At 60.1% G+C, this 20,759-nt stretch carries 21 protein-coding genes; 14 read left to right on the top strand and 7 right to left on the bottom strand.

Annotation, left to right across the window (positions count from 1 at the left end):
• Positions 1–3 precede the first annotated feature (3 nt).
• From atpD to NQ050_RS02070, 5 genes are all read left to right on the top strand, one after another.
• Positions 4–1,452, top strand: a complete 1,449-nt coding sequence (gene atpD / locus NQ050_RS02090) for a F0F1 ATP synthase subunit beta (RefSeq protein ID WP_257037608.1) — start codon at positions 4–6, stop codon at positions 1,450–1,452.
• Between the two features lie 13 nt (positions 1,453–1,465).
• Complete coding sequence (locus NQ050_RS02085) at positions 1,466–1,840, top strand: F0F1 ATP synthase subunit epsilon (RefSeq protein ID WP_257037607.1); 375 nt, start codon at positions 1,466–1,468, stop codon at positions 1,838–1,840.
• A gap of 230 nt (positions 1,841–2,070) precedes the next feature.
• Positions 2,071–2,523, top strand: coding sequence for a DUF2550 domain-containing protein (locus NQ050_RS02080; RefSeq protein WP_257037606.1), 453 nt, complete (start codon positions 2,071–2,073; stop codon positions 2,521–2,523).
• Positions 2,524–2,598: 75 nt separating this feature from the next.
• Positions 2,599–3,270 (top strand): endonuclease NucS, encoded by a 672-nt coding sequence (nucS, locus tag NQ050_RS02075; protein ID WP_257037605.1) that lies wholly within the window; start codon positions 2,599–2,601, stop codon positions 3,268–3,270.
• 19 nt (positions 3,271–3,289) lie between these two features.
• Entirely contained in the window at positions 3,290–3,574 is a 285-nt protein-coding gene (locus tag NQ050_RS02070; protein ID WP_257037604.1) for a hypothetical protein, read from the top strand.
• Positions 3,575–3,621: 47 nt separating this feature from the next.
• Here the strand turns inward: NQ050_RS02070 and mce are convergent, their stop codons facing one another.
• Positions 3,622–4,077, bottom strand: a complete 456-nt coding sequence (gene mce, locus NQ050_RS02065; RefSeq protein ID WP_257037603.1) for a methylmalonyl-CoA epimerase — start codon at positions 4,075–4,077, stop codon at positions 3,622–3,624.
• A gap of 167 nt (positions 4,078–4,244) precedes the next feature.
• Here mce and NQ050_RS02060 point away from each other — a divergent pair, with 167 nt between their 5' ends.
• Both NQ050_RS02060 and NQ050_RS02055 read left to right on the top strand, forming a co-directional pair.
• Complete coding sequence (locus tag NQ050_RS02060; protein WP_257037602.1) at positions 4,245–4,556, top strand: thiamine-binding protein; 312 nt, start codon at positions 4,245–4,247, stop codon at positions 4,554–4,556.
• Entirely contained in the window at positions 4,553–5,515 is a 963-nt protein-coding gene (locus NQ050_RS02055; protein ID WP_257037601.1) for a tetratricopeptide repeat protein, read from the top strand. The genes NQ050_RS02060 and NQ050_RS02055 overlap by 4 nt, the downstream gene beginning before the upstream one ends.
• 146 nt (positions 5,516–5,661) lie before the next feature.
• Here the strand turns inward: NQ050_RS02055 and glgB are convergent, their stop codons facing one another.
• Positions 5,662–7,854 (bottom strand): 1,4-alpha-glucan branching protein GlgB, encoded by a 2,193-nt coding sequence (glgB, locus tag NQ050_RS02050; RefSeq protein WP_257037600.1) that lies wholly within the window; start codon positions 7,852–7,854, stop codon positions 5,662–5,664.
• Between the two features lie 77 nt (positions 7,855–7,931).
• Positions 7,932–9,950, bottom strand: a complete 2,019-nt coding sequence (locus tag NQ050_RS02045) for an alpha-1,4-glucan--maltose-1-phosphate maltosyltransferase (RefSeq protein ID WP_257037599.1) — start codon at positions 9,948–9,950, stop codon at positions 7,932–7,934.
• A gap of 297 nt (positions 9,951–10,247) precedes the next feature.
• On the opposite strand from NQ050_RS02045, the gene NQ050_RS02040 reads away from it, so the two are divergent.
• The 6 genes from NQ050_RS02040 to NQ050_RS02015 all read left to right on the top strand — a co-directional run bounded on the left by NQ050_RS02040 (position 10,248) and on the right by NQ050_RS02015 (position 16,507).
• Positions 10,248–11,156, top strand: coding sequence for an ABC transporter ATP-binding protein (locus NQ050_RS02040; RefSeq protein ID WP_373456404.1), 909 nt, complete (start codon positions 10,248–10,250; stop codon positions 11,154–11,156).
• A 143-nt stretch (positions 11,157–11,299) separates the two neighbouring features.
• Positions 11,300–12,109: an NUDIX domain-containing protein gene (locus tag NQ050_RS02035; protein ID WP_257037597.1), complete on the top strand. Its 810-nt coding sequence runs from the start codon at positions 11,300–11,302 to the stop codon at positions 12,107–12,109.
• Positions 12,110–12,131: 22 nt separating this feature from the next.
• The gene (locus NQ050_RS02030; protein ID WP_257037596.1) at positions 12,132–13,286 is read left to right on the top strand and encodes an SAM-dependent methyltransferase; all 1,155 of its coding nucleotides are present in this window, start codon (positions 12,132–12,134) and stop codon (positions 13,284–13,286) included.
• Positions 13,287–13,446: 160 nt separating this feature from the next.
• Positions 13,447–14,241 carry an electron transfer flavoprotein subunit beta/FixA family protein gene (locus NQ050_RS02025; protein ID WP_257037595.1) on the top strand — a complete coding sequence of 265 codons (795 nt, stop codon included), beginning with the start codon at positions 13,447–13,449 and terminating at the stop codon, positions 14,239–14,241.
• Positions 14,242–14,288: 47 nt separating this feature from the next.
• A complete protein-coding gene (locus NQ050_RS02020; protein ID WP_257037594.1) occupies positions 14,289–15,242 on the top strand; it encodes an electron transfer flavoprotein subunit alpha/FixB family protein in 954 nt (317 codons plus the stop codon).
• 110 nt (positions 15,243–15,352) lie between these two features.
• On the top strand, positions 15,353–16,507 hold the full coding sequence (locus tag NQ050_RS02015) for a cysteine desulfurase family protein (protein ID WP_257037593.1): 1,155 nt from the start codon (positions 15,353–15,355) through the stop codon (positions 16,505–16,507).
• Between the two features lie 21 nt (positions 16,508–16,528).
• Here the strand turns inward: NQ050_RS02015 and NQ050_RS02010 are convergent, their stop codons facing one another.
• Positions 16,529–17,254 carry a fused MFS/spermidine synthase gene (locus NQ050_RS02010; RefSeq protein ID WP_257037592.1) on the bottom strand — a complete coding sequence of 242 codons (726 nt, stop codon included), beginning with the start codon at positions 17,252–17,254 and terminating at the stop codon, positions 16,529–16,531.
• 301 nt (positions 17,255–17,555) lie between these two features.
• On the opposite strand from NQ050_RS02010, the gene mnmA reads away from it, so the two are divergent.
• Positions 17,556–18,659 carry a tRNA 2-thiouridine(34) synthase MnmA gene (gene mnmA / locus NQ050_RS02005; protein WP_257037591.1) on the top strand — a complete coding sequence of 368 codons (1,104 nt, stop codon included), beginning with the start codon at positions 17,556–17,558 and terminating at the stop codon, positions 18,657–18,659.
• 66 nt (positions 18,660–18,725) lie between these two features.
• Here mnmA and NQ050_RS02000 read toward each other — a convergent pair whose 3' ends face one another.
• From NQ050_RS02000 to NQ050_RS01990, 3 genes are read right to left on the bottom strand one after another with little or no spacing between them, the layout of a single operon-like run.
• Complete coding sequence (locus NQ050_RS02000; protein WP_257037590.1) at positions 18,726–18,989, bottom strand: hypothetical protein; 264 nt, start codon at positions 18,987–18,989, stop codon at positions 18,726–18,728.
• A gap of 16 nt (positions 18,990–19,005) precedes the next feature.
• A complete protein-coding gene (locus NQ050_RS01995) occupies positions 19,006–20,046 on the bottom strand; it encodes a serine hydrolase (protein ID WP_257037589.1) in 1,041 nt (346 codons plus the stop codon).
• Entirely contained in the window at positions 20,043–20,720 is a 678-nt protein-coding gene (locus tag NQ050_RS01990) for a helix-turn-helix transcriptional regulator (protein WP_257037588.1), read from the bottom strand. Before NQ050_RS01990 ends, NQ050_RS01995 begins: the two co-directional genes overlap by 4 nt.
• Positions 20,721–20,759: the final 39 nt, after the last annotated feature.

The raw sequence follows: 20,759 nt of genomic DNA, 5'->3' as shown, positions 1-20,759 counted from the left end.
ATTATGACTACAGCTCTCGCAGAGCAGAACTCGCAGACCAGCGGTGTAGCTGGCCGCGTAGTGCGCGTCATCGGTCCGGTCGTCGACGTGGAATTCCCGCGCGGCGAGCTTCCGGCACTGTATAACGCGCTGACTGTCGAGGTCACCCTCGAAGCAGTCGCAAAGACCATCACCCTCGAGGTTGCGCAGCACCTCGGCGACAACCTGGTGCGCACCATCTCCATGGCGCCAACCGACGGCCTCGTCCGTGGCGCAGAAGTGGCTGACTCCGGTAAGCCGATCTCTGTGCCAGTTGGTGACGTCGTGAAGGGCCACGTCTTCAACGCCCTCGGCGACTGCCTGGACGAGCCAGGCCTTGGCCGCGACGGTGAGCAGTGGGGTATCCACCGCGAGCCACCAGCATTCGACCAGCTCGAAGGCAAGACCGAGATCCTGGAGACCGGCATCAAGGTGATCGACCTGCTGACCCCATACGTGAAGGGCGGCAAGATCGGTCTGTTCGGTGGTGCAGGTGTGGGTAAGACCGTGCTCATCCAGGAGATGATCACCCGTATTGCCCGCGAATTCTCCGGTACCTCCGTGTTCGCAGGTGTTGGCGAGCGTACCCGTGAGGGCACCGACCTCCACCTCGAAATGGAAGAGATGGGCGTGCTCCAGGACACCGCGCTTGTGTTCGGCCAGATGGACGAGCCACCAGGAGTCCGTATGCGCGTGGCACTTTCCGGTCTGACCATGGCGGAGTACTTCCGCGATGTGCAGCACCAGGACGTGCTGTTGTTCATCGACAACATCTTCCGTTTCACCCAGGCTGGTTCTGAGGTTTCCACGCTGCTTGGCCGTATGCCATCCGCAGTGGGTTACCAGCCAACCCTGGCTGACGAGATGGGTGTGCTGCAGGAACGCATTACCTCTACCAAGGGTAAGTCCATTACCTCCCTGCAGGCCGTGTACGTCCCCGCTGACGACTACACCGACCCAGCACCTGCAACCACCTTCGCGCACCTGGACGCAACCACCGAGCTTGACCGCGGTATTGCTTCCAAGGGTATTTACCCAGCAGTGAACCCGCTGACCTCCACCTCTCGTATTCTCGAGCCAGGTATCGTCGGCGAGCGTCACTACGAGGTTGCGCAGCGCGTGATCGGTATTCTGCAGAAGAACAAGGAACTCCAGGACATCATCGCCATCCTCGGTATGGACGAGCTGTCTGAAGAGGACAAGATCACCGTGCAGCGTGCTCGCCGCCTGGAGCGCTTCCTGGGCCAGAACTTCTTTGTTGCAGAGAAGTTCACCGGTATCCCAGGCTCCTACGTGCCACTCGCACACACGATCGACGCTTTTGAGCGCATCTGCAACGGCGACTTCGACCACTACCCAGAGCAGGCATTCAACGGCCTGGGTGGCCTGGACGACGTCGAGGCTGCGTACAAGAAGCTGACCGAGAAGAAGTAGGGGAGCAGAAGCAATGGCTGATATCACCGTGCAACTGGTTTCCGTGGAGCGCATGCTGTGGTCCGGTAAGGCAAGCATCGTGACCGCGCAAACCACCGAAGGTGAAATCGGCGTGCTGCCAGGTCACGAGCCAATGCTCGGCCAGTTGGTCGAAAACGGCGTTGTGACCATTCGCCCAGCAGACGGCGGCGAGAAGCTCGTCGCCGCCGTGCAGGGTGGCTTCCTTTCCGTCTCTAAGGAAAAGGTCACCGTTCTTGCTGACTACGCCGTGTGGGCATCCGAGGTGAACACCTCTGCTGCCGAGGCTGCGTTGAAGGAAGACGACGACCTAGTGAAGGCACGCGCCGAGGCAGAGCTCAAGGCAGTGCGCCGAAGCTCCGACTCCTAAACACGACCCCCAAAAAATCCGCTCAACCTGCGGGTTTTGAGGAGTAAGTGGCCTAAGTGCCCCGCAATGGATTTTCCGTTGCGGGGCACTTGGTATTTGCCGGGAAAACGTGCGTAAAATGACACCATTAATCGCTAAGTTTTCAAAGAGTTGGGCAACCGGCAGTCTTTCATCAGCTCCAAAAGGCCGCGGAATAGAATCTTTGAAGACCGTCCTCGGAGGAAGTCTCAGTGGAAATCCTTGTTGTGTTTCTCATTGTGATTGCTGCGGTGTGCGTAGCACTAGCTGCATGGCGATTTTTCACCTTGCACTCCAAGGGAACCCCGGCGGTGCTGCGAAAGCAGCCGAGCCAAGGCATGCATGGCTGGCGTAACGGTATTTTCCGTTACAAGGGCAATAATCTTCAGTTTTTTAAAGTGCGCTCCCTTTCTCCCGCCCCTGACCTTGTACTCCACCGCGTTGGAGTAGCAATCACTGGTCAGCGAGACGTAGAGGAAGAGGAGCGCTTAGTGTTGTCCTTGGGCTCGCGGATCTTGGAGTTTACTCATGAGGGGGACGAGTATCAGCTTTGCCTCTCGCAGCGCGCAGAGATGGCGTTTCGCGCGTGGGTGGAGGCCGCACCAGACGCCCGCATGGAGCGGATGAGCCCCAAGGAGCTGCGGGCCCGGTTCCGCGAGTCTTAGGCTTTGGGGTGTGGCGCTGGCGGCGTCGTTCAAGCGTAATTGCTGCTGCAGTGTGTTGGGGCTACCCTAGACCCCATGCGTTTGATGATCGCCCGTTGTTCCGTTGATTACATTGGCCGCCTGGAGGCCCACCTTCCGCTGGCAGACCGCCTGCTGATGGTGAAGGCCGATGGATCGGTGTCAATTCACGCGGATGACCGGGCGTACAAGCCGCTGAACTGGATGACGCCGCCCTGCACGCTCACTGAGACGGAAGAGGATGGTCAGATCAAGTGGGTAGTGGAGAATAAGAAGGGCGAGCAACTGCGCATCACCATTGAGCAGGTGCATTCGGATGTGCATCATGAGCTGGGCAAGGACCCAGGACTGCAGAAGGATGGCGTGGAGGCGCACCTGCAAGAGCTGCTGGCGGAGCACATTGAGACGCTCGGTGCGGGCTACAGTTTGGTGCGGCGCGAGTACCCTACCGCCATTGGTCCGGTGGATATCCTGGCGAAAGACGCACAGGGGCGCACCGTGGCGGTGGAAATCAAGCGCCGCGGAGGCATTGACGGCGTGGAGCAGCTCACCCGCTACCTGGAGTTGCTCAACCGCGACGAACTCCTCGCTCCCGTCCATGGCGTGTTTGCGGCCCAGGAGATCAAGCCTCAGGCCCGCACCTTGGCCAAGGATCGCGGCATTGAGTGTGTGACCTTGGATTATGATGACCTTCGCGGCATCGAGTCCACCGAGCTTCGCCTCTTCTAACGCCGCGGGTACAAGCAGGATGGGCAGGAAAAATAGGCGCCAGGCGCCAGTGCTCAGGGCGTTGCCTGCCGACGGCGCCGCGTACTTTGGTACCCAGGCAGTTGAGGGCCCGCGCTGGACGAACGGGGAGACGTATCTCATGCGCCGAATGGGTGCGCATGCGGCCGTGAAGTTCTACATTTGCCCCGGTTGCAACCAGAATATTCCGCCGGGGATCGCCCATGTGGTGGCCTGGCCAAAAGATTCAGGCCGGGGCGCGCAGGATCGTAGGCATTGGCACGCGGCCTGTTGGGAACGTCGGTAGGCACAAAGAAGCCACCCGCAGTGTGCGAGTGGCCTGTGTGAGTTGGGTTAGACCGGCTGGGTGAGCTCCAGCAGCACGCCGCCTGCGTCCTTGGGATGAACAAAGTTGATCTTTGCCCCGCCGGTGCCGCGCTTTGCCTCTGGGTAGAGCAGGCGCACGCCGTTGTCGGTGAGGTGCTTCTGCAGGGCCTCGATGTCCGTGGTGCGCAGGCACATCTGCTGCAGGCCAGGGCCCTTCTTGTCCAGGAACTTGGCGATGGTGGACTCCTCGCTCAGCGGAGCGAGAAGCTGGATCATGCCGTCAGTTTCACCGAGGTTCTTGGGGCCGATCATTGCCTCAACAACGCCTTGCTCCTCGTTGGTCTCCTGGTGGTGGTTCACCCAACCGAAGGCGCTGCGGTAGAACTCCACCGCGGCGTCGAGGTCTGGAACTGCGATGCCAACGTGGTCAAGGCAGATCACGAGTTCATGTGGGATTTCGATGCTTGAGATGTCGTTGCTCATAGTGCCCAAGCATAGTCCGGACGGGCACAATCGGCGCGGGAGTCTACACATTTGAGGCTATGAAGATAATCACCGAAAATGATCACGGGTTTGGGCTTCGGGGCTGCGCGGGGAGCTCGGATCAACGCGGGGAGCTCGGGCACAAAGTTTCGTCTACGATCGGGTGCATGATTGTCGCGTTTTCTGTGGCCCCCACTGAGGTGCCAAATGCACAGGCAGAGATGGCAGAGGCTGTGGCTGCGGCCGTGAAGGTGGTCCGGGATTCAGGTCTGCCAAATGAGACGAACGCTATGTTCACGCTCGTCGAGGGGGAGTGGGACGAGGTGATGGATGTTGTTAAGCGTGCCACGGAGGCGGTGCTTGCGGTCTCGCCACGGGTGGGGCTGGTACTCAAGGCTGATATCCGCCCTGGTCACTCGGGGCAAATCACCTCAAAGGTGGATTCTGTGAACCGGATTCTGGGTGGTGATTTGGCATGACGATCCCCAATAGGTTTGTTGGCGGGGCGCTGGACCTCTCCCAATTGCGCCAGGCACCCGAGCAGACGGCAGGAATTGCCCACCAACCGCAGGGCCATCAACAGCCCGGAGTAGCGCAAGCGGGCCAGCAGAACGTGCTCGCAATGAGCCTGAACATGGACAACGTGGAGGCGGAACTTATCAAGCGCTCTGCGCAGGTGAGTATCGTGATCCTGATTGGCACCCCGCGCAGCCCGGAGTCGGAGCAGTTGCGCCAGGACTTCCAACAAATGGTCCAACACGGTGCCGGCAAGTGGGTGTTCCGCTACATCAACGCTGATACCGACCCCCAGGTTGCCCAAATGTTTGGTATCCAGGGTCTGCCCACCACGGTGGCGCTCGCTTCAGGCCAGCCGCTTGCGAACTTTGAGGGCGGTCAGCCCCGTGAAGCGCTCGAGGCTTGGGTCAATGCCGTGGTGCAGGCGGTGGGAGACCAACTTCCGGGCTTAAGCGAGCAGGAAATGGCAGCAGCGGGCGCCGCCGAAGAAGAGCCCGCCGAGGACCCCAGGTTTGCTCCCGCAACCGAAGCCCTGAACCGAGGCGACTTTGCTACCGCGGTGGAAGTCTACGAGTCGATCCTGCGCAGCGAGCCGAACAACAAGGAAGCCAAGGCAGCAATGGATAACGCCAAGCTCCTCGGGAGGCTCCAAGAACTTGGCACCGACCCAGCAAACGCGGTGGCTAAGGCGCAGGAAAACCCCTTGGATCTCGCCGCTGTCCAGCAGGCTGCGGACGCTCACATTGCACTGGGCCAGCCGGAGGCAGCGTTTGATGCGCTGATTCACATCGTTGCCAACGGCGCGACCCCCGAGGATAAGCAAGCCGCCCGCGAGCGCCTGCTGGAGATTTTCGGCATCTTCGAGCCAACGGACCCCAGAGTGATTGCCGCTCGCACCAAGCTGGCCTCAGCACTGTACTAGCCCCAGTGCCGCCTGCCGTGGCGCTGCTGTCCGGCTGCGAACTCGCCCTGGCTGCGTCGGCACGCTTTCCTTGAAGAAAAACGACGCCGCCAGCGCCGCAGCCACTTGAAGGCGGCAGTGCGCTGGCGGGTCAAAGGAATGTGGGGCTAGCCCACCCAGCGGTAGTACTGGGTGCTCATCGCGGGGATGCGCACGGTGAGCTCATGTGGGTAGCCGTCCCAAGGGGAGTCCCAGGCCACGTTGTGGTCCTCGATGAGGTTGTTGGCGCCCTCGTACACCCCGGCGTCCGTGTTGAGGATGCACTCCCAGCCGCCGCCAGCAGGGACGCCGAGCTTGTAGTGATCCTGGGTGGTGCCACCGAAGTTGCACACAATGAGCAGCTTCTCGCCATTTGAGCCGTAGCGGACGAAGGACAAGATGTTGTTGTCCGCGTCGTCGGACTTGGTCCAGCTAAAGCCCTCAGAGCCATTGTCCTGGGTGTAGAGCGCTGGCTCCTGTGCGTACACGGAGTTGAGGTCGCGGACCAGGTGGGAGATGCCTTCGTGGTATTCGCCTTCCCAACCAACCAGGTCGTCCCAGTCAAGGGAGCGGCCTTCAGACCACTCGAGTACCTGGCCAAACTCCTGGCCCTGGAAGAGGAGCTTCTTGCCTGGGTGGGCGTACATGTAGGCGTAGAGGGTGCGCAGGCCGGCTGCCTTGTTCCAGGCGTCGCCCGGCATACGGTCCCACAGGGAGCCCTTGCCGTGGACTACTTCGTCGTGGCTAAAGGGCAGCACGTAGCGCTCGGAGTAGGCGTACACCATGGAGAAGGTGATCTCATTGTGGTGGTACCGGCGGTGGATTGGGTCCAGGGAGAAGTACTCCAGCGTGTCATTCATCCAACCCATGTTCCACTTCAGGCTAAAGCCCAGGCCGCCGTGCTCGGTGGGGGCGGTGACACCTGGCCAAGAGGTGGATTCCTCCGCGATGGTGAGCACGCCGGGATGCAGCTTGTGCACGGTGGCGTTCATCTCCTGGAGGAACTGCACCGCCTCGAGGTTCTCGCGCCCACCGTACTGGTTGGGCAGCCACTCTCCCTCGTTGCGAGAATAATCCAGGTACAGCATGGAGGCCACGGCGTCTACGCGCAGACCATCCACGTGGAACTCTTCCAGCCAGTACAAGGCGTTTGCCACAAGGAAGTTGCGAACCTCGTTGCGGCCGAAGTCGAACACATAGGTGCCCCAGTCCTTTTGCTCACCGCGGCGCCAGTCTGGGTGCTCGTACAGCGCCTGCCCGTCAAAGCGGCCCAGGGCAAAGGCGTCCTTGGGGAAGTGTGCTGGTACCCAGTCCACAATCACGCCGATGCCGCGAGCGTGGAAGGCATCGATCAACGCACGCAGCTCGTCCGGGCTGCCCCAGCGGGAAGTGGGTGCATAGTAGCCGGAAACTTGGTAGCCCCAGGAGCCACCGAAGGGGTGCTCGGCCACCGGCAGGAACTCTACGTGGGTGTAGCCCATCTCTGCCACGTAGTCCACCAGCTCGGTGGCCAATTCCTTGTAGCCCAGCTCGGTGCGCCACGAACCCAAGTGGACCTCGTAGACGCTCATGGGGGAGTTGGCGTGGTCGCGCTTGGCGCGCGCCTCCAGCCAATCTGCGTCTTGCCACTGGTAGGAAGATTCTGCCACCACGGAACCGGTTGCAGGAGCAACTTCCGCCTGGCGGGCCATCGGGTCCGCCTTGTCAATGCGGTGGCCTTCCTTCGTGTGGATGGCAAATTTGTAGACCTCGCCCACCCCAATTCCTGGCAGGAACACCTCCCAAATGCCCGAAGAACCCAGGGAACGCATTGGGTATTGGTTGGGATTCCAGCCGTCAAAATCACCAATTACCGCCACGCCGGCGGCGTTTGGTGCCCACACCGCAAACGAGGTGCCGCTGACTTCACCCAATTCCGTGGTGTAGCTGCGCTGATGTGCACCGAGAACTTCCCAAAGGCGCTCGTGGCGGCCCTCCCTGATGAGGTGCAGATCCATTTCGCCCAATGTTGGCAAGAAGTGGTAGGGGTCAGCCTTGTCCGTGGTGCTGCCGTCCGCCCAGGTGACGCGCAGGCGGTAGTCGGTGGGTTCTGCGCTGGGAAGCGTTGCTTCAAAGATGTCGTCGCCCGTGGGTTCTGCGGGAACCACGGTGCTGGAATCGGCACCTAAGAGCACGTCAACGGCACTCGCACCAAGAATCCTGGTGCGCACAACGGCACTGCTGCCGTCCTCGATGGCGTGCCAGCCGTAGATACTATGCGGGTCGTGGTGCTGGCAGGTGATGAGGCGTTGGCGGTCAAAGTCAGCGATAGTGCTGGGCATGGGGCTTCCTTATAAAAATGCGGCGAGAGCCGGATTATGGGGTTTTCTCTGTGCTAGCTGGGCGGCTAGCTCGTGTGCTAGTTGTTGTAATCCACTTCCGTGCGCTGGGCGAGCACTGCCGCAGCACGCCGGTCAACCTGCGGAAGGTGAAGAACGTGGGCGACGTCGCCAAGCGGAGTCAGCCGGACGAAGGTGCGCTCGGTCCAGTTGAAGCTGGAGTTGGTCACAAGATCGTGCGCCGTCACCGTTGCATGAGGCTCGTACCCGAACTCTTGGAAGTTCAGCTCCACCGTACCCTCTTGAGTGTTATTGGGGTCCAGGTTGATGACCACCAAGATGTGATCACCAGAAATTGGGTCCACCTTGGAGTACGCCAAAAGCTGGTCATTAGTGGTGGGGTGGAAAATGATGGTGCGCAGTTGCTGCAAGGCAGGGTGCTCGCGGCGCATCCTGTTCAGCGCGGTGATGTACGGCTCCAGGGAATCACCGTGTTCCAGAGCTTGCTCGAAGTCACGGGGACGCAGCTCGTACTTTTCCGAATCGAGATACTCCTCGCTTCCAGTGGCAACAGCGATGTGCTCATACAGCTCGAAACCGGAGTACACGCCCCACAGTGGTGAAAGGGTAGCGGCCAGCGTGGCGCGGATGGCAAACATAGCACGTCCGCCATACTGCAAAGACTCATGCAGGATATCCGGGGTGTTCACAAACAGGTTCGGGCGAGAGACGTCCGCCATCTCCGCGATCTCCATGCCGAAGTCTTCAAGCTCTTCCTTGGAGGTTTTCCAGGTGAAGTAGGTGTATGACTGGTCGAATCCCGCCTTTGCCAGGCCGTACAGACGCGCCGGGCGGGTGAAGGCCTCAGCCAGGAAGATGACCTCGGGGTTGTCTTCGTGCACCTTCGCTATCAGCCATGCCCAGAAGTTCGTTGGCTTGGTGTGGGGGTTGTCTACGCGGAAGGTGGTCACGCCCATATCCACCCAGAAACGGACAACACGCAGGATTTCCTTGTAGATTTTCTTTGGCGCGTTATCAAAGTTCAGAGGATAGATGTCCTGGTACTTCTTTGGCGGATTCTCTGCGTAGGCGATCGTGCCGTCCGCGAGCACCGTGAAGAACTCAGGGTGAGCCTTAGCCCAGGGATGATCGGGGGCGGCCTGTAGTGCCAGGTCCAAGGCGATTTCCAATCCGAGTTCCTTCGCGCGAGCCAGCAGAGCCTGGAAATCTTTCACCGTACCGAGTTTGGGTTCGGTGGCATCATGCCCGCCTGCCTTGGACCCGATTGCCCAAGGCGATCCGACGTCCCCGGGTCCCGGGGTGAGGGTGTTGTTGCGGCCCTTACGGTTGATCTCACCGATGGGGTGGATTGGTGGGAAGTACACGGTGTCAAAGCCCATCGCGGCCACGCGGTCCAAAGCGGCTGCCGTGGTGGCAAAGGTGCCGTGCACTGGCTTGCCCTGCTCATCAACACCACCCGTGGAGCGGGGGAAGAGCTCGTACCAAGAATTAAACAGCGCCTCGGTACGGGTTACTTCTACCTCATGCACATGGCCAGGGGTGACCAGCTCACGCAGCGGGGTGGCAGCCAGGATCTCACTGACTTCAGTGGAAAGCGCAGGGGCGAGGCGGTGGCGCAACGACTGAGGAGAGGAAAGTGCGTCCGCGGCGGCGTCGAGAGACTCGCGCTGAGCTTTGTCCTCGATTTGGGCGGCAGCAGCTCGGAAGAGGGTGGCGCCGTGGGCGAGGTCATTGGCGAGTTCCTGCTCGTCCTGGCCCGCGTCGGTCTTTTTAATAACGGCGTTGCGCCAGGTAGAGATCGGGTCACTCCACGCCTCTACCTGGAAAGTCCAGATGCCAGGAGAATCGGGGACAAAAGCGCCGTGGACGCGGTCCTGGTCAAACTGGTCACGCTCCATGGTGACACGCGCCGAGCGGCCGTTTGGGGACGTCACGAGCAGCGATGCAGCGATAGCGTCATGGCCTTCGCGCCACACAAGTGCAGAGACGGGGATGTACTCCCCAACAACTCCCTTAGATGGCCTCGCGCCACCATGGACGAGGGGACGGACGTCTTCTACTGCGAGTCTTCCGATCATGAGGTCAAAAGGCCTTTCGTTGGAGAAATAGAGGTGCCGCGAACGTGATTTTCACGTGCCGTAATGGCAAGTGTGACCCACATGCAAACTGTATCGAAGCGAACCCAGGAACACACCTGTTTTGCGGAACAAATGCTGTGTAACCAGACACGTCGAACGGGCAAAACGGGCAAATCGGGAGCACTGGCCACATTGCTATCTTTGGCGGAATCAGAGACCTTCACACTTCACCGGATTTTTGCAGCGAATTTGTGTCAATTCCACACAGCTTGCGCCAGTTGCGCAATGATGGAAAGCATGACTCCCGCAGCAGACCAAAACCACACCGCAGCTACCGCAAGTGGCCACACCGGCGCCCACATCAGTGATCACAACGGTGGACCGAGGAACCCGGATGCGCTGGTGGACTTTGCTCAAGTGGAGTTCATTCGCGGCGGGAACACCTTAGTAGGCCCCGTTGATTGGCAGGTGGAACTCGACGAACGTTGGGTAATCATAGGCCCCAATGGTGCTGGTAAGACCACGCTGGTGCGCATGGCTGCAGCGCAAGAATTTCCCTCCAAGGGAAGGGCGTGGCTCATGGGTGAGCAGGTGGGGAAAACGGATATGCGGGACCTTCGCGCCTTCATAGGAATGAGCTCTTCCGCCTTGGGGAACCGAATCCCGGCGGATGAAAAGGTTGCGGATCTGGTGATTTCTGCGGGCTACGCCATTTTGGGTCGCTGGCGCGAGGAATACGATGCCTCGGATCACGAACGGGCAACCGACCTGCTCGAACAAGTGGGTGCGATCCATGTTGCGGATAGGACGTGGGGGCAGCTTTCAGAAGGAGAGCGCAAGCGCGTCCTGGTAGCCCGTGCGCTGATGACCGACCCCGAGCTGCTCATCCTCGATGAGCCGGCGGCGGGAATGGACCTCGGCGGACGTGAAGACCTGGTGAACTATGTTGGTCACCTGGCGAAGGATGCGGACGCCCCAGCGATCATCATGATCACGCACTATGTTGAGGAAATTCCCGAAGGCTTCACCCACGCGCTGCTGCTCGATGAAGGAAAGGTGGTAGCGCAAGGGCTGATCGACGACGTCCTCACCTCAGAAAACCTCACCCAAGCGTTCCATCAGCCGATCGAACTTTCCAAGATCGATGGGCGGTACTTCGCCCGTAGGGTCCGCAGAGCACGGCACACCCGCCGTCGCGCCGAGTAGTGACAACCCGTCAACCCGTGCGGTTGCAGCGACCGCGAAAACGGGCATGGGAAACATAAAACACCTAAAGTGGTGTGCATGCCTTAACGCTGCCGTAGGGTGACAGCCGCCCGAGTGGCTTGACTGGCTGAGGAGGGAGATTCATGGCACCGGTGGAAACTGGCGCAAGTGGCATTGACGGAGCCAAACTTGCTGTCACGGTGCTGATGATTCGTGATGCCCCAGACGGCATCGAGGTCTATGTCCAAGAGCGCGTCTCTACAATGCCAACATTCCCCAACACCACGGTGTTTCCCGGTGGCGGTGTGGACCCGCGCGACTTTGAAACCGGAGACTTCCAGAGCATGCGCTCCCTCATTGCCGGCGCCTCCCTCAGCAGGTGGGCGAAGGCGCTCCACGCCGATGAGGCCCGCGCTCGGGCGTTGCTGTTCGCCGCGGTGCGAGAGCTCTTCGAGGAGACAGGCACGCTCCTCGCGGTACACAAAGACGGCACTCCGGTTACCGACGCCACCGCGTACCACCCCCAACGCCTCGCCCTGGAAAGCCACCGGCATTCCCTCACCCAAATGCTGAGTAACAATGAGCTCAAAATCCGCTCGGACCTGTTGCGCCCATTCGCCCGCTGGGTGAGCCTGCCAGAGGACCCCTACCACTTCGATGTGTTCTCCTTCGTGGCAGTAGCTCCCTATGGGCAGGAACCAGACGGCAACACTCGGGAAGCAGCAAGCTCCGGATGGTTCCCACCGAGCCTTATTCTGGACGGCTGGCGCGCGGGCCTCCTCCGCCTGGTGATCCCCACATGGGCACAGCTCACAAAACTTTCTAAGTTCGATTCGGTGGAGGAAGTCATGAACGCCCTGCGCACCGCAGACATGACACCGCACTACGGGCGGATCACCGAAGACCCAGACTTTGCCCAATTCCACAACCACGTCCCCCCAAAGCGCTTCTAACTCAAGCGAGGCAGGCGTATACATGAGCTTTAGCCCAGAAGAACTTCACACCATCTTGCAGCGCCGCCCCGAAATCGATGCGGCAATCCGTGCGCGGCCCCTTAGCAAGCACACCCAAATGGCGGATGCACAAGCATTCCGCGAAGCCTTTGGAGCAGCAGGTCGCGCAGTAATGGAACTCGCTACCGCACAAGCAGCCGCAGAGCATAATGGCAAGCTCCCACATACCTGGCTCATGTGCAACGAATCCATGCAGCAGGCAACGGCAATGCCAGTAGCGCAGTATCGCGCACGAAAAATCGCCGAGCACGGATATGCCCAAGCCATTGATGTGACCTGCTCCATCGGCACCGAGGGCGCAGCACTCACGGAACAAGGCCTCAGCTATTTTGGCAGCGACATCGACCCAGTCCGAGTCCGCATGGCCACCCATAACGTCCAGGAAGGGCACTTCATCGTGGCCGATGCCCTGCAGCCCGCCTACCGTGAAGCGGGCCTTGGCAGCGTCGTTATTGCAGACCCTGCCCGCCGCAGCAATGGCCGCAGAATCTTTAGCCCCGAAGACCTCGCGCCGCCGTTATCCGCTGTGCAAAATGCGTGGCGCGGGGCTCCGATGGCCGTCAAATGTGCCCCAGGGATCAACTACACCGGCTGGGAAGGCCTGGTCAGTGTGGTCAGCCTCAACGGATCCGTGAAAGAAGCCTGCTTGTACTCCCCAGAATTCGGCACTCGCCGGGAAGCCGTGGTGCTGCGAGACAACCACCAAGAAATTTGGCACTCCGACATGCCAGCAGAGGCCGAAGTCCGCCCACCGGGAAAGTACATCATTGACCCTGACGGGGCAGTGGTGCGCGCCGGGGTGGTGCAGCAATACGCGGTGGCGCATGGGCTGTGGATGCTGGATGAACACATTGCCTACCTTTCAGGAGAGCGCATCCCGCAGGGGCATAGCGGATTTCCATTCATGCAACGCGTCGGGTTGAAACAGCTCAAGGTGGCGTTGCAGGCTTTGGATTGTGGAGCCTTGGAGATTCTCGTTCGAGGAGTAGATGTTGATCCTGACCTGCTCCGAAAGAAACTGAAACTCAAGGGAAGGAGCCAGCTCGCGGTGGTGATTACCCGGCTTGGGGATGACCGCGTGGCCCTGATTTGCGGACCGCGCGAGTTTGCAGCCTAGGGGGCGTGTCCGGCGGTTGCGTTAGACTTGCTCGTTGGGTGCCAAGCCTTCGGGTTTGGCTCAACATGTTGCAACAGCACTGCCAGCTCCTGTGGGCAATAGGCCTGCAGCTTATGGATGCTTTGCTGAACGCGCACTCAATGTAAAGAAAGGTGAAGCCGTGCCTGCAATTGTGGCTCTGGTGAAAAACGTGCCGGATACCTGGTCAACGAGGTCTTTGGAAAAGGATTACACCCTGGACCGTGTGGGTGTGGATTCTGTGATTGATGAGATCAACGAGTTTGCCGTGGAACAAGCGCTCAGACTGCGCGAGGCAAATCCTGACGCAGGCTTTGAAGTGGTGGCACTTTCTGCAGGTCCAGCAGGCTCCGAAGAGGCGCTGCGCAAGGCTCTCGCGATGGGTGCGGATCGTGCAATCTTGCTTTCCGACGAAGCCCTGGCCGGCTCCGATGCGCTAGGCACTGCCTGGGCACTCACCAACGCGATCAACCACGTTCCAGACGTAGCCATTGTGGTGATGGGTAACGCGTCCTCCGACGGCGCCACCGGTACCCTTGCAGGCCTGCTGGCGGAATACCGCCAGGTGCCGGCGCTGACCAACATGCGCGAGCTGCGCGTGGAAGGCAACGAATTGGTGGGCGTCCGGGAAACCAATGAGGGTGACTTTGATCTCCGCGCGCCAATGCCAGCGATCGTGAGCGTCACAGACAAGGCGGACAAGCCACGCTTCCCCAACTTTAAGGGCATCATGGCTGCGAAGAAGGCAGAAATTGAAGGTCTGGACCTGGCGGCCATTGGTGTGGACGCCGCCCAAGTTGGCTTGGGCCACGCAGCAACCGCAGTGCATAGCGCGACCCAGCGTGAAGCACGCCAAGGTGGAGAGGTGATCCGCAAGGATTCTGCTGCTGCAGCGGCAGCGATCGCCGACTTCCTGGTGCAGGAAAACCTCATTTAGGGCAATACACCCAACTTCGCATTGGAACACTTCAAAGGAACAATTCAATGACCAACGCTTATGTTTTGGTAGAGCACCGCGAAGGCGCACTGCTTCCTGCCACTGCCGAACTTCTCACTGCCGCACGGGTGCTTGGGAGCGTCACAGCCGTCGTCGTGGGCGCCCCAGGTGTGGCGGAGCCGCTACGTGAGGAACTGGCCTCGCTCGGTGCTGCCGTGATCTATGGCGCTGAGGCCGCCGACTACGCCGAGCGCGTGGTTCTGCCTGAAGTCGATGCGCTGCACGCGCTCGCTGCACAAACCCCAGCGCCGATCGTGGTGGCCGCCGGTGCACACGGCAATGAGATTGCCGGACGGCTGGCAGCTCGTCTGGCCTCGGGTGTGCTTACTGACGTGGTGGAAATTCTTGCTGACCGTAGCGCGAAGCACTCCATTTTTGGCGACGCGTATGAGGTCACGGCCGCAGTGGGCGGCACGAGCCCCATCTACACCCTGCGCCCTGGTGCCGTGGCGGCGCAACCAGCACCGGCTGCTGGCGCGTATGTGAACTTCGCGCTTCCAGCGGCGAGTGCTAAGGATGTGAAAGTGACCAAGTTCGCTCCTGCTGTGCAGGGCTCGCGTCCAGATCTCACCCAGGCCAAGGTGGTTATCGCCGGTGGACGTGGCGTGGAATCCCCGGAGAATTTCAGCACCCTTGTGGAGCCTCTGGCTGACGCACTGGGCGGTGCCGTGGGTGCGACCCGCGACGCCGTAGACCTGGGCTACTACGCCCCGCAGTACCAGATTGGACAAACTGGTGTGACCGTTTCCCCAGACCTCTACATCGGCTTGGGTATTTCCGGCGCAATCCAACACACCTCCGGTATGCAAACAGCCAAGAAGATCGTGGTAGTCAACAACGATGAAGACGCTCCGTTCTTCCAAATCGCCGACCTCGGCGTGGTGGGTGACATCCACGAGATCACCCCGCTTCTGATTGAAGAGATCAACAAGCGGAAGTAATCCTTCCGTAGTTTGAGCCCCATGCATCCGGGTATCCCGAATACCCGAAACCCCAGCAGTCCGGTGCATGGGGCTCAGTTGCGTTCGGTGGCGGCGTAGAATTGCTGCCCATGGAAGTTTCCTCGCAGTGCTATTTTGACCACGCCGCAACCACCCCCATGCGTCAGGTGGCGATTGATGCCTGGTTGGAGCATGCCCACGCGGGAAATGCGGGCGGCCAGTATGCGTTTGGCCGCGCCGCGCGATCAGTGCTGGATACCTCCCGGGAGACTATCGCTGAGCTGCTGGGATGCGAGCCGATCGAGGTGATTTTTACCGCCAGTGGAACTGAGGCGGACAACCTTGCGGTACGTGGGCTCTTTGCTGCGAGCGTTGCTGGGGGTGCTGCTCGGCGCGTGATTTCTACCCCAATCGAGCACCCCGCAGTCAAGGAAACCGTGGAGTACTTAGAGGCAACGGGCGCAGACGTCGAGCTGCTGGAGGTGGGTTCCAACGGCATCGTGATCCCCAGCGCCGCTCTGGATACAAAGGCCGCCGTTGCCACCTGCATGTGGGCAAATAATGAAACTGGTGCGATCCAGCCCGTGGAGGAAATCATTCACCGCGCTCTGGCGGCTGGAACCCCGGTGCACATCGACGCCGTCCAGGTGGTTGGCCACGCTGACGTGAACTTCCACGCCCTCGGCGCCACCACCCTTGCCGCCAGCGCACACAAATTTGGTGGCCCGCGCGGCATGGGCCTGCTGCTTGCCAAACGGTCTCCGGCTCCGAAAGCAATCATCTTGGGCGGTGGGCAGGAGCGCGGCCTGCGTTCCGGCACTGTCGACGTCGCCAGCGCCGCAGCCACCGCCGCTGCACTGCGCGAAGCGGTCCAAGAAAGCACGGGGGAGAATGAGCGGCTGCGCGGCCTGGTGGCCGAGCTTCGCCAGGGGATCGCGGCGAACATTGAGGACGTGGTGTTCCACACTCCCGAAGCTGATAAGGCGCTTACCGGGCATCTCCATGTTTCGTTCCCCGGCGCGGAAGGCGATAGCCTCATTATGCTGCTGGATTCGCGTGGGTTTGCCGCCTCCACGGGTTCGGCATGTGCAAATGGAGTGAACCGCGCAAGCCATGTGCTGCTTGCCATGGGGGTAGAGGAGTCCGTTGCACGGGCGGCGCTGCGCGTCACCCTTGGCCGCACCACCACGCAAGAGGATGTGCAGGCCTTGCTCCAGGAATTGCCCGAGGTGGTGCGTTTGGCCCGCAGCGCCGGCATGGCGTGATGGAGTTTGCCTAGGTGGTGTCTACGTGGCGTGTTCGGCGTCAAAGCGCAGCACACCTGCGGCCATGAAGCGTTCACACCAATCGTGATCTTTGAATTGCGCAGGTACGGCGCCTTGGAGCAGCGAGCGCGTGATGGCGTGCATGGCTTCCTGGCCCGGAAGTTCACTATCTGTGCCGAGTAATACGATGTTGCCGTAGCGCCGACCTTTGAGCATCTGGGGGTCTGCGATGCAGGCGACGTTGCGAAACACCGTGGCCATAGTTTTCAGCTCGCTTCGCGCTAGCGTGAGGTCGCGGTGGTCGCCGCAGTTGGCAATGTAGAGGCCACCTGGGCGCAGGCTGCGGTGCACGTTGGTGAAGAATTCTGTAGTGCTCAGGGAAGCTGGGGTGGTGTCTCCGGCAAAGACGTCTCGGATGAGAACATCGCGGGAGGCGTCGGTGAAGCTATCCGTGACCTGGCGCGCTTCACCCACTCGGATCTTGAGGTGTGGAGCGCGGGGCAGGTTAAAGAACTTCCTGGCTAAGATGGTGAGCTTTTCGTCGAGCTCCACCACCGTGTTCCTGCTATCCGGGTACTGCGCGCAAAGATAGCGCGCCATGGTGCAGGCCCCTCCGCCCAGGTGGGTGATGCTGAGGCGCTCACCCGCCGGGTTCGCTCCTACAAACCAGGCGATTGCGGTGGCGAACCAGCGCATGTACTCAAACTCCAACTGCAGTGGGTCCTCCGCGATGTGTGAGGATGGCACTCCGTTCACACTTACCAGCCAACCGCCTCTTGCGTAGGGGTCGGGTTCTACGCGGACCCAACCGGTGTCCGTTGGGTATTCACCGGGAATCAACTCGTTTGGCGCATTGCTGCCTGGCGTTAGGCTGCCAAGGGATTGGGAGAGTTGGGAATGCTTTTTGGCTGATCCCTGTTGTGTAGATGGTGTGCGCTTCCTACCCATAGGTGGATACTGTAGGGCGTGTCCGTTAAGAACGCGCAATGCGTTGTGTTCTTGAGAGTTCGGTGGGTTAGGGTAGTGCTTTGATTTGGAGGGAAGTTTCATGAGAGTGCTCGCTGCGATGAGCGGAGGTGTGGATTCGGCGGTGGCCGCTGCCCGTGCGGTTGCTGCTGGTCATGACGTCACCGGTGTCCACCTCGCCCTATCCCAGGATCCGCAGGCGGTGCGGGAGTCCTCGCGCGGGTGCTGTTCCTTGGAGGACTCTGCCGACGCCCGCCGCGTGTGCGACAAACTTGGAATCCCTTTTTACGTGTGGGACTTCTCCGACCGCTTTAACGCTGAGGTGATTGACGACTTTGTCTCATCCTATGAGGCGGGTGAAACTCCGAACCCTTGCTTGCGCTGCAATGAAAAAATCAAGTTCGCAGCCTTGCTGGAACGCGGCATCGCCTTGGGCTTTGACGCCGTGGTGACCGGCCACTATGCCCGCCTCGTACAGCCCGAAGATGGTGGTGACGGCTACCTACGCCGCGGCGTGGACCCACAAAAGGACCAGTCGTATGTATTGGGCGTGCTCGGTGCCCGCGAGATTGCTCACTGTATGTTCCCTGTAGGGGACACCGTGAAGCCCAAGATTCGTGAGGAAGCCGCCGAGCATGGCTTCTCCGTGGCCAAGAAGCCTGATTCCTATGACATCTGTTTCATTCCCGACGGTAATACCCAGGCGTTCTTGGGTAAGCGCATTGGGCTACGTCCGGGCATGATAGTGGATACTTCCGGCACGGAACTCAAGCAGCATGATGGTGCTTGGAATTACACCATTGGCCAGCGCAAAGGCTTGGATATTAAGCAACCGGCGGCGGACGGTAAGCCGCGGTATGTGACCGACATCGACGCAGCCACTGGCACCGTCACCGTGGGCTCTCGGCGCGATCTTGAGGTGCACTCCATTGGTGCTGACCGCTTGAAGTACCTCCATCCCGCTATGAGCGGCACGTTTGAGGCTGAGGTTCAGGTTCGCGCCCACGGCGAGGCCGTGCCGTGCACGGTAACCGTGGACCAAGTGGCAGATCGCATGGAGATCACGTTGCACACGCCGCTGTCCGGTGTGGCTCGTGGCCAGGCTGCAGTTTTGTATCTGCCTGATGAACAGGGCGACATCGTCTTGGGGTCCGGGACGATCTGCGCTACTTCCAGCAGTATTTAGCTAAGGCGAGCTCTGCAATTCTGTTTTTCCTGTGGAGCTGCGTGAGCGCTGGATGGTGTGCCGATTTCAGCTTGCGGGTGCTTGCGGGTGCTTGCGGTGTTTGCGCTGCTCTCGCCAGGTTTGGAAATGTGGCTGGAAGAAAAACGCGGCGCCGAAAATTGCGACGCAGAGATACCACACCCACACGATTCCCATTGATTGGAAGGGAACCGCAACCCGCGCGATGACCAGCATGACGGCTGCCGTGGCCAGCGTGGTCCAGAATGACTTGTCCCATAGCGCCGAGAAAGCGAAGAAGAACAATACGACGACTGAGAGAAGTTGCATCATGGTGGTTCCTTTCCACCTAGTTTGAGGTTGGGGATGGGATTGCTGTCGGGGTTTCGTCCGGAGTTTCGTCCGGGGTTTCGCGCATCATTTCCAGCAGCAGTGCATCTGGGCTCGCGGTGGTGTCAGCCAGTGCCAGCATGTATTGGCCGGTTGTAGGACGCAGCACAACTTGGGAGCTAAAGCCGCCAGTTTTACCGTTGTGCCAGGCTAAGCCGTCATCGGTATGCACCCATCCGTACTCAGGGACCCCGTGATCGAGAACGTGCCGGACAAAGATTTCCAGATCATTCGCGGTGGATCGCACGGCACCTGCGGGCGCGTAGCCATCCATTTCCCAGGCGGCTGCCTTGTGGCCTGCTTCGTTGTAGCCCCGTGGGTTTTCTGAGTTGAGGGAACCTACCGTGGCAACAAAGGTATTTTCCATGCGGAGGGGAGTGAAGATTCGTTGCTCCATGAGCGTGGGGTAGTCATGACCGGCTGCCTCGGCAAGTGCCGTGCCGAGGATTGCATACCCGAAATTGGAATAATCTTTGTCTGCCCCGTGTCGTGATTCTGCGGCGGCGGCCTCGTTGAGGACATCCTGGGTACTTGTATTCGCGTAGGGGTTTCTTCCTAGTATTGGAGCAAATACGCTGGTTCCAGCGATGCGTTTGACTCCCGCGGTATGGTTAGCCAGATCCTCTAAGGTGATCTCAGGGTTGGGGAACTCAATCAGCGTGGCCACCGGGGTATCGAGTGACACCTCTCCGCGTTCAATCGCTTGGCGGAGCAGTTCAATCGTCATCATTTTGGTTACTGAGCCGATCTCAAACTCATCATCCGCGGTTGCCCCGAGTCCGGCAAAGGTTCCGTTTTCTATCACCGCTAGGCGGTGAGTGCCGGTGGGGGCGCGCTCGCTGAGTGTTGTAGCAAGCGCCTCAGAACCCTGGAATTCCCTGGACTGCATTATCGGCCTCACACCAAAGAACAACAGTGCTGCGAGGACCACGATGATAAGGAGTATTCGGGGCCAGGTGTGCGCCTTAATGTGCTTTGCGTTGGTGGTTGGGCTGCTCATTCGAAATCACTGGTCCTTGCTTGGGTGGTTGTTTTGGGCGAAGGCTCCGCAGCCAATACGAGTGCAAGCAGAGCCACAATCTTGTTCGCGGGAATACGCAACCGCGCCTGGGGGAGGCGTTCCACCCACCCTGCCTGTGTGAGGGCCTTGACGTGGTGATAGAGGGCGCCTTGGCTCTGGGCGAGCCCTTGATCAAGGAGGTATTGCACCGTCACATCAGCCTGGCCGGGCACACACAGCATCTCTTTGAGAATCCGCGTTCTTACTGGATGGGCAAGGGCAGTGAGGGATTCCATTGCCTCCTCCCAATGATGCTGGACAATTGAGTCAGCACTGCGTTGCCAGACGTACTGCACGTTGCGGCCATCCGGCAGTACCACTTCTCCGGAGTAGCCCACCTCACCTACTGGAGCTCCGCCAGCATGGGGTGCCGCCTGGGGGTTCGGCTCGAAAGATGCCTCGCTGTGGCTGGATGGTGGCTGGAGCTCATGCGTGAGGCGTTGTTCCATGGCACTGATCTGGTGTGCGTCGTGGTGGAACGTGGTGGCGTCGGCACCGCTGATAATTTGCGAGTATGCCGTTTCCAGAGCGAGGAGCCGCTGCTCGTAGGCCAGCATCCGATCCTGGAGGAGGCTGATCTGCTCCGACTCGGATTGATGATCCAAATTCTGCATATTTAAAATATTAAAATTATGGTTGAGGGTTGGCAAGGG

Origin of the sequence: Corynebacterium sp. 122RC1 (assembly GCF_024580955.1) — a bacterium.
Lineage (GTDB): Bacteria > Actinomycetota > Actinomycetes > Mycobacteriales > Mycobacteriaceae > Corynebacterium > Corynebacterium kozikiae.
The sequence above is the reverse complement of the archived record's forward strand: the minus strand, read 5'-3'. Positions and strand labels throughout refer to the sequence as shown.